We start from the raw sequence: 8,198 nt of genomic DNA, 5'->3' as shown, positions 1-8,198 counted from the left end.
CATGTGCCACTTGTCGCCCGGGCGGGGCCGGCGGCGACGCAGGTTCCGGGCGTAGGCGGGGCCGAACGTCGCGCACCAGGCACGGACCGTCTCGTACGAGACCGTGATGCCCCGCTCGAACAGGAGCTCCTCGACCTCCCGATACGAAAGCGGGAAACGGTGATACAGCCACACCGCGTGACCGATCACCTCGGCCGGGAACCGATACCCCTTGTACGACGGCGGCACCTCGGACTCCATGACCGGCCCCTCCCGCAACGATCACCACCAAGAGCCTCCCACGCCCCTTCGGCAACCTGACAGAGCCACGGTGCCGCTTCACCCTCCACGAACAGCCCCTCCCGCGACACCCCACGACCAGCCTGCTGATCACCTCACCGAAGACCGCCGGTGAAGTCGGCAGCGCCGGGCCGGCTGCTCGCCGCGGAGTCGGCGTCGGGCAATGCGGCCGGGCGCTTGGTCATCAGGGTGATGAGGTCGAAGGCGACGGTGGCCGCCGCGACGCAGGTGATCTCCGCGTGGTCGTAGGCCGGTGCGGTCTCGACGACGTCGCCGCCGATGATGTTCACGCCATCGAGCGCGCGAAGCAGGCGCAACAGTTCGCGACTGGTGAGCCCACCCATCTCCGGCGTACCGGTGCCCGGCGCGAAGGCCGGGTCGAGGACGTCGATGTCGATCGACAGATAGACCGGCGCATCGCCCACACGCCGGCGGACGATGTCGACTGCGCCTTCGATGCCGAGCACGTCGAGGTCGCCGGCGCGGATCACCCGGAAGCCGAAGGCGGCGTCGTCCACCAGGTCGAGCTGATCGTAGATGGGTCCGCGGATGCCGACGTGGATCGACTTGTCCTCGGCCAGCAGTCCCTCCTCGAAGGCGCGGCGGAACACCGTCCCGTGCGTGATCGGCGCGTCGAAGTAGGTGTTCCAGGTGTCGAGGTGCGCGTCGAAGTGGATGAGCGCGATCGGACCGTGCTTCGCGCGCGCGGCACGCAGGAGCGGAAGCGCGATCGTGTGGTCGCCGCCGATGGTGACCAGCCGGCGGTCGCCTGCGCCGACCACCTCTCGTGCGAACCCCTCGATCTGGCGGACCGCATCGTCGATGGAGTACGGCGTGCACGGGACATCACCCGCGTCCACGACCTGCAACTGCTCCAACGGGGCGGTGTCGAGCTCGACATGGAAGCGCGGGCGGAGGTGGCGGGACGCCTGCCGCACCCCCATGGGACCGAACCGTGCGCCCGGCCGGTAGGACGTACCCCCGTCGAAGGGCACACCGAGTACGGCGATGTCGTAGTCGGGCACGGCGTCGATGGCCGGGATCCGGGCGAAGGTGCCCATCCCCGCGAAGCGCGGGACGACGGTGGCATCGAGTGCGCCGACCGGCTGGTGGTCAGTCATCGTTGACAGCTCCGATCACGGTGTTCGGGACGAAGGCGACCGCGGCGGCGCCGGAACGGACCTTGCGCCGCTCGACCGCCTTGACGGTGAGGTAGTACACAGGCGAGACGATCAGCAGGCCGGCGATGAACGAGATGTCGGTGTTGCCGAGAGCCTTCGCGATCGGACCTGTGTAGAACGTGCCGATGACCATGAAGGGGATCTGGACCGCGACGCCGACGAGATAGCAGACGACTGCGGGCCAGTTCACCAGTCCGTATCGACCGCCGTCCGCGCGGAAGAAGTCGTCGACCTCGTAGTCGCCGTGTCGGACCAGGTAGAAGTCGACCAGGTTGACGGCGGTCCACGGCACCAGCGAGCCGAGCAGCAGCGTCAGGAAGTTGTTGTACACGTTGACGAAGTGCGTGCCCATCGTGAGTGCGACGGCCAGCGACACCACGACGAGCCCGGTCGCGATCCGGGCGCGTTCGCGGCTACGAGCGGTGTACCGCGGCGCGAAGGTCTGGGCGATCGTGATCGTGCACAGGGTGCTGCAGTAGAGGTTCATCGCGTTGGTCGCCGCCACGCCGATGCTGAAGACCGCGACGACGAGGACGCTGACGCCGGCGGTTGCCTTCGTCAGCGCCACCACGGGGTCGGCATCGGGCATCAGCAGCCCGATCCCGGCACCGAGGAACATCGGCAGGATCGAGCCGGTCGTCGTACCCCAGTAGCTCATCCAGAACGCCGGCTTCGAGCCGGTGCCGGCCGGCAGGTAGCGCGAGTAGTCGGAGACGTAGGGCGCGTAGGCGATCTGCCAGACCGCCGCCGCCGACACGGTCCCCATGAAGCCGGCGAGCGTCGCACCGCTGGTGTGGAAGAAGTTCGCCGGGACGGGGTGCACGGCGAAAGCCCACACGAAAGCCAGGGCGAGCACCAGACCGGAGGCGACGGTCATGATCCGTGCGTAGGTGTGGATCAGCGAGTAGCCCCAGATGGCGGCCGCGAGACTCGCCGCCGCCAGGATCAGGATGCCGCCCGATCGGCCCAGTTGCGGGACGACCGAGGCCAGGGACTCACCGCCGAAGACCAGGATCGAGATGAAGAAGCCGAGGTACATGCACACCACGACCGCGACGATCAGCACCGAGCCCCAGGCACCGAACTGACCTTTGGTCTGGACCATCTGCGGCACGCCGAGCGTCGGCCCCTGGGCCGAGTGCAGGGCCATGAAGATCGCGCCGACCAGGTTGCCGATGACGATGGCAAGCGCCGCGGACCAGACCGGCTGGCCGAACACCGTGGTGGCGAGGGCACCGGTGACGATGCTCAGCACCATGATGTTCGTGCCGAACCAGATCGTGAACATGTCGCGGTTCCGACCGTGACGCTGGTCGTGTGGAATCTGCTGGATCGTGGTCTCTTCGATGAGGACAGCCGACCCGCTGCGGTCAGTGGTTCGTGGGGACATTCTCACTCCCTCGGCCAGGGGACCTAGCGGGTCCGGTTCACCATGACGTGCTTGGTCCGCGAGTAGTCGTCCAGCGCGTAGGACGACAGGTCCCGGCCATAACCCGAGGACTTGAAGCCTCCCCACGGCATCTCCGTGGCGAAGGCGAGGTGGTCGTTGACCCAGACCGTGCCGAAGTCCAGGCGCCCCGGGAGATCGGCGGCCCGGCGCGCGCTGTCGGTCCACACCGACGCGGACAGGCCGTACGGCGTCGCGTTCGCGGCCGCGATCGCGGCATCCTCGTCGGAGAAGGACTCGACGGTGACGACCGGACCGAAGATCTCCTCGCGAGCACACTGCGCGCCCTCGGGGATGTCGACGAGCACCGTCGGCTGCACGAAGTACCCAGCGCCGTCCGGCGCGGCGCCTCCGACCGCGGCCCGGGCGCCCTCGTCGTACGCCGCCGCCAGGGCGGCCAGCACCCGGTCGCGGTGAGCTGCGGAGACCAGCGGCCCCATCTCGATCTCGTCGCCGTCGGCGGGGTCGCCGACCACGATCTCCTTGACCCGCTCGACCAGCCGCGCCACGAGCTCGTCGTGGACCGAGGTGTCGACGAGGATCCGGCAGGCCGCACCGCAGTCCTGCCCGGAGTTCCCGAAACCGGCGAAGATCACGCCGTCGACGACGGCGTCGAGGTCCGCGTCCGCGAAGACCAGGACCGGGGCCTTGCCACCGAGCTCCAGATGCACCCGCTTGAGCGAGTCCGCGGCAGCGCGTGCCACCGACTTGCCGCTGCGGACACTGCCCGTGACCGACACCAGCGCGACAGCGGGATGGGTCGCCAGCGCCTCACCGACCACGGCACCCTCGCCCGTGACCACGTTGAGCACACCGGCGGGAACCACGTCCGCGAGCAGTTCGGCGAGCCGGAGCGTGGTCAGCGGGGTCTGCTCCGACGGCTTGAGCACGCACGTGTTGCCCGCGGCGAGAATCGGTCCCAGCTTCCAGGCCGCCATCAGCAACGGGTAGTTCCACGGCGTGATCGCGGCGACCACGCCGACCGGTTCGCGCACGAGCATCGAGGTGCGGCCCTCGACGTAGTCACCGGCGCTGAGACTCAGCTGGGCCCGCGCGGCGCCCGCCATGAACCGGAAGGTGTCGGCGGCGCCCGCGACGTCCTCGCGCGCGAGCCCCATGGGCTTGCCGGCGTTGCGTGACTCGAGCAGAGCGAGTTCCTCGGTGTTCGCCTCGATCACGGCCGCGACGGTGAGGAGGACGTCGGAGCGCTCCTTCGGGGTCTTGCGTCCCCACTCCGCCGACGCGGCCATGGCGGCCGCGACTGCTCGGTCGACGTCGTACGTCGTGCCACGGCGGGCGTAGGCGATGGTCGCGCCGGTCGCGGGGTTGACCACTGCCTGGGTGGCTTCCCCGTCGCCTTCCCACGCGGTTCCGTCGATGAAGTGCCCCAGCACGGGCGGTTGTGTCATCTGCGTTTCCGTCCTTGTCTCAGCGGATCAGGAATCCGCGGTCGACCACGGCTTCCAACATGTCGACGTATGTGTCGACGTCGTCGTTGGCCACGCGAGGAGCGGGCTCGTAGTCGAGCGCCTCCTTGACCTGCGGGCTCAGGAAATAGGCGCCGGCAGTGAGCAGCGTGAGCGCGGCGAACAGCTCGGGCGCCGACGTCGTCAGCTCGTCGAGCGCGGCTTCGGGCTCCTTGCCCACGCACGCCGCGACCGCCGTCTCGAACGGTGCGGCCAGGTCGGGGCGGAAGGAGAGGACCTGGTCGAGCAGGGCGCCCGGCACGCCGGCCGCGGACGCGGACGGCATGTCGCCTGCTGCCGGGATGAGAACGTCGGCCACCACCGCGAAGGCGGCACGCTGAGTCGGGTCGAGCATGTCGGGCTCCTCAGGAAGCAACGGTCTGTTCGTGCCGGTTGTCGGCCAGATGGCGCATCGCCCGAAGCGCGACCGCCATGATGGTCGCGGTCGGGTTGACACCGGTCGAGGTGACGAAGACGCTGCCGTCGACGATGTAGAGGTTCGGGATGTCGTGGGAACGCCCGAACTCGTCCACCACCGACGTCGCGGGATCGGTCCCCATCCGCGCGGTGCCCAGCAGATGCCAGCCGCTCTCGCGGACGACGGGAATCGGATGGATCGAGGTCGCGCCCGCGGCCTCGTGCGCCTCGACCGCGCGGGCGACGTGGAAGTCGAGCATCCGCCGGGTGTTCTCGCTGATCGTGTAGCGGATCTTCGGGGCGGGAACGCCGTCGGAGTCGGTGAGCTCGGGGTCGATGACGACCTCGTTGTGCTCCTCGGGGAGGTCCTCGGTGGTGATCCCCCACTCGGTGTAGCGCCCGAACCTGCTCCGCAGTCTGGGGTGGAACGCCTGGCCGAACCCGTCCCGCCAGTCCTCGCCCGGCTCCCACAGGGTGTGGGCGAGCGGACCGCCGGTCGGCATCAGGTTCCACTTGGCACCCCGGACGAAGCCGCGGTCGGCGTCGGTCTCATAGAACTGCATCGACTGCAGCGCCTGACCGGCCGGGCCGAGGTAGCTCTCCAGGTCTTCGCCGTACGCGCCGTACACGGAGGCGTACGGGTGCACCATCAGGCGCTTGCCTACCAGGCCCGAGGAGTTGGCCAGGCCGTCGGGATGCTTCGACGACGCCGAGTTGAGCAGCAGGCGCGGCGTACCGACGCCGTTGGCGGCGAGCACCGTGACACCAGCAGCTTGGTGGCGGAGCACCCCCTCGCGGTCGACGTACTCGGCGCCGGTGACCAGGCCGCGTCCGTCGACGGTCAGCCGGCGCACCCGGGCCCCGGTGATGAGCACGGCGCCGGCGGCGATCGCATCCCGCCAGTGGGTGAAGTCGGTGCTCGCCTTGGCCCCGGTCGGGCAGCCCGACTCGCAGGCGCCGTAGCGCAGACAGGCGGGCCGGTTCTTGAACTTGCGCGAGGCGATGGCGTTCGGTGCCGGCCACCAGTGCCAGCCCAGCTTGTCCATGCCCTTCGCCGCCCTGAGCCCGTACCTGCCGATCGGCAACGGCGGCAGCGGAAAGGTGTGGGCGTCCGGATACGCCGGGTCACCCTCAAGGCCCGATGCGCCGATGTGATGGGTGACCTCGTCGTAGAACGGCCGGAGATCGTCGTACGTGAAGGGCCAGTCGTCGGCGACCCCGTCAAGCGTCCGCACCCGGAAGTCGGAGGGAAGGGCGCGGACCCAGTGGCCGGAGAACAATATGGTGCTGCCGCCCACACCGTTGAACATCAGCGGCTCGACCGGAGTCTCCTCGGTGTTGACCGGGTAGTCGGCCTCACGCTGACGTACGTTCGGGGCCGGGTTCCACTGCTTGAGCCGGCTCAGCTCCCACGCCGGTTTGCCGCCCGTGAAATCGTCCGGCAGCGCCCAGTCACCCTGCTCGAGGCAGACGACGCGGAAACCTCGCGTCGCCAGCTCGAGCGCCGCGACACCGCCCGACGCTCCGGCGCCGACTATGAGCACGTCCGCGTCTGCGATATCCGACCGCACGTTCACCTCACACACTCCTCATCCGATGACCGCCGACGCCTGATCTCGTCGACATGTGGACTCCCCGTCCGAACCGCCTTCGACGCCGCTGCTGTGGTGCGGGACAGCCCTCAGACTGCCCCGGCGGTGGCGACCCGCGCGTGATGCGATCCGCAACACTCGACGTGACACGACTTGTGCAAATGCACAAGAGTTGCGCGGCGATGGTCGAGACCCGGCGTGCGGCTCGGTGCCTCAGTCCGCTCTCTCACTGGGCACCGCGCGCTCAGCGGGGCCCAGCAGTGCCTCGGCCTGCAGGGCCAGCCACAGCTCCGCGATGTAGCGGGTGTCGTTGATGTCGCGTCCGGTGATCTCTTCGATCTTGCGGATGCGGTACAGCACCGTCTGCCGATGCACCCGCAGGGCGTCCGCCGTCTTCTGCCACGACCTCTGGTGAGCCAGGTACGCATCGAGCGTCGCGAGCAGCGGGGTGCCATGGACGCGCTCGTACTCGATGACGGGTCCCAGGATCCGGGCCACCAGCGCCGCTGCCTCGTCGATGTTTCCCACTCCGAGGAAGGGAGTCGCCTCGCCGTACCGGAAGGTACGGGTGGGCGTGCTGCGAGCCGCTCGGAGTGCCCAGTGGGCCTCGCGCGCCGCCTCCGTAACCCGGTCGACGCTGCCGGCGACGCCCCCGACCCCGATCAGCACGTCGGCACCGAGATCCGCGCGGATCACGTCGCACACCCGGTCCACGTCGGCGGCCAGCAGGTAGAGCACGCCCGACCGGTACGACGCCGCGTGAGGCACGCCGTTGCGCCACAGTGCGACGTGGGCCTCGCGAAGTTTGCTCATGTCGTCGCACGTGATCGCGAACAGCCGGGCCTTGGCGATGTCGATGTCGAACGCGCGCAGTTGGCGCCGCCCTGCGCGGGGGTCGAGGCGACCCTCCATCAGCTGCGCCAGGAGCTCAGCGCCCAGGCGCCGCCGATGCTCCACTGCGACCAGCGACTGCGACAGCTCCAGTGCGACGACGGTGACCGCATGCTGCATGAGGATGGCGTCCAGCGAGTTGCGCCCTCGGGAGACGAGGACGAGCACGGCGCTGGATTGGGTGGGGATGTCAGCCAGACGCATCTCGCGGCCGTCGCTGAGAGCAACGGTGAACGCGCCGGCGCGGAGGTCCGCACCCGGTCCCGCCGTGGCACCGAGTGCCGCCTCGAGCACCGGGTCGAACGGCGGGTCCTGCGGGTACCACGGCCGCCGGGACTCCCGGTGGCAGACGTGGACCTCGCAACCGAGCACCTGGGCCAGCGCGCCGGACAGGACCGACGCGTCGCCGCCATGCGACACCATCCGCTGAACCGTGCGATAGATCCGCTCGGTCCGGATCAGTCGATCCGACTGCTCGAGAAGATTCGCCACGGCCACCGCCTGCGAGATCGCGACGAACGGCATCGGGTAGTCGACCAGGAGCACACAGAAACCCAACCGCTCGCTGGCCTCTCTCAGTTCCCCGGTGAGCGGCGGGCAGTACATCTTCTCCCCGATCGCGAGGCCGCTCGCACCGGCGTCGACGAGCCGCTCGATCAGCAGCCGTTGCCCAGGACCGTCGGCGGGAAACGACATCCCGTTGGTCAGCAGCAGTTCGCCGCCGGTGAGCCAACGCCAAGGCTCGGGCAGGTCCGAGGTGTGGGTCCAGGTGACGTCTCGCCCGATCCCACTGCCACCCGAGTACAGATGCAGGCGCAGATGGGGCATCTCGAGCAGATCCCCCACGGTGATGGCCATGAGGCGAGGATAGATCGCGTGTGACTGGATGGCTGCCCCTGCTCGCAGGCATGCCGGACCTCCGGTC

The 8,198-nt window shown here is 69.3% G+C and carries 6 protein-coding genes and 1 pseudogene; all 7 read right to left on the bottom strand.

Annotated features, from left to right (window positions below):
* Positions 1 to 240, bottom strand: a pseudogene (locus ACWD5D_RS27100) (IS6 family transposase); the annotation flags it as partial.
* 134 nt (positions 241 to 374) lie between these two features.
* Positions 375 to 1,400, bottom strand: a complete 1,026-nt coding sequence (speB, locus tag ACWD5D_RS27095) for an agmatinase (RefSeq protein WP_451375349.1) — start codon at positions 1,398 to 1,400, stop codon at positions 375 to 377.
* The gene (locus ACWD5D_RS27090) at positions 1,393 to 2,850 is read right to left on the bottom strand and encodes a purine-cytosine permease family protein (RefSeq protein WP_451375348.1); all 1,458 of its coding nucleotides are present in this window, start codon (positions 2,848 to 2,850) and stop codon (positions 1,393 to 1,395) included. Before ACWD5D_RS27090 ends, speB begins: the two co-directional genes overlap by 8 nt.
* 23 nt (positions 2,851 to 2,873) lie before the next feature.
* Entirely contained in the window at positions 2,874 to 4,316 is a 1,443-nt protein-coding gene (locus ACWD5D_RS27085; RefSeq protein WP_451375347.1) for an aminobutyraldehyde dehydrogenase, read from the bottom strand.
* A gap of 19 nt (positions 4,317 to 4,335) precedes the next feature.
* The gene (locus tag ACWD5D_RS27080) at positions 4,336 to 4,728 is read right to left on the bottom strand and encodes a hypothetical protein (RefSeq protein WP_451375346.1); all 393 of its coding nucleotides are present in this window, start codon (positions 4,726 to 4,728) and stop codon (positions 4,336 to 4,338) included.
* Between the two features lie 10 nt (positions 4,729 to 4,738).
* On the bottom strand, positions 4,739 to 6,367 hold the full coding sequence (locus ACWD5D_RS27075; RefSeq protein WP_451375345.1) for a GMC family oxidoreductase: 1,629 nt from the start codon (positions 6,365 to 6,367) through the stop codon (positions 4,739 to 4,741).
* Between the two features lie 228 nt (positions 6,368 to 6,595).
* Positions 6,596 to 8,131 carry a PucR family transcriptional regulator gene (locus ACWD5D_RS27070; protein ID WP_451375344.1) on the bottom strand — a complete coding sequence of 512 codons (1,536 nt, stop codon included), beginning with the start codon at positions 8,129 to 8,131 and terminating at the stop codon, positions 6,596 to 6,598.
* Positions 8,132 to 8,198: the final 67 nt, after the last annotated feature.

The organism is Streptomyces sp. NPDC002520 (assembly GCF_053595235.1).
This window is presented reverse-complemented; position numbering and strand designations above follow the sequence as displayed.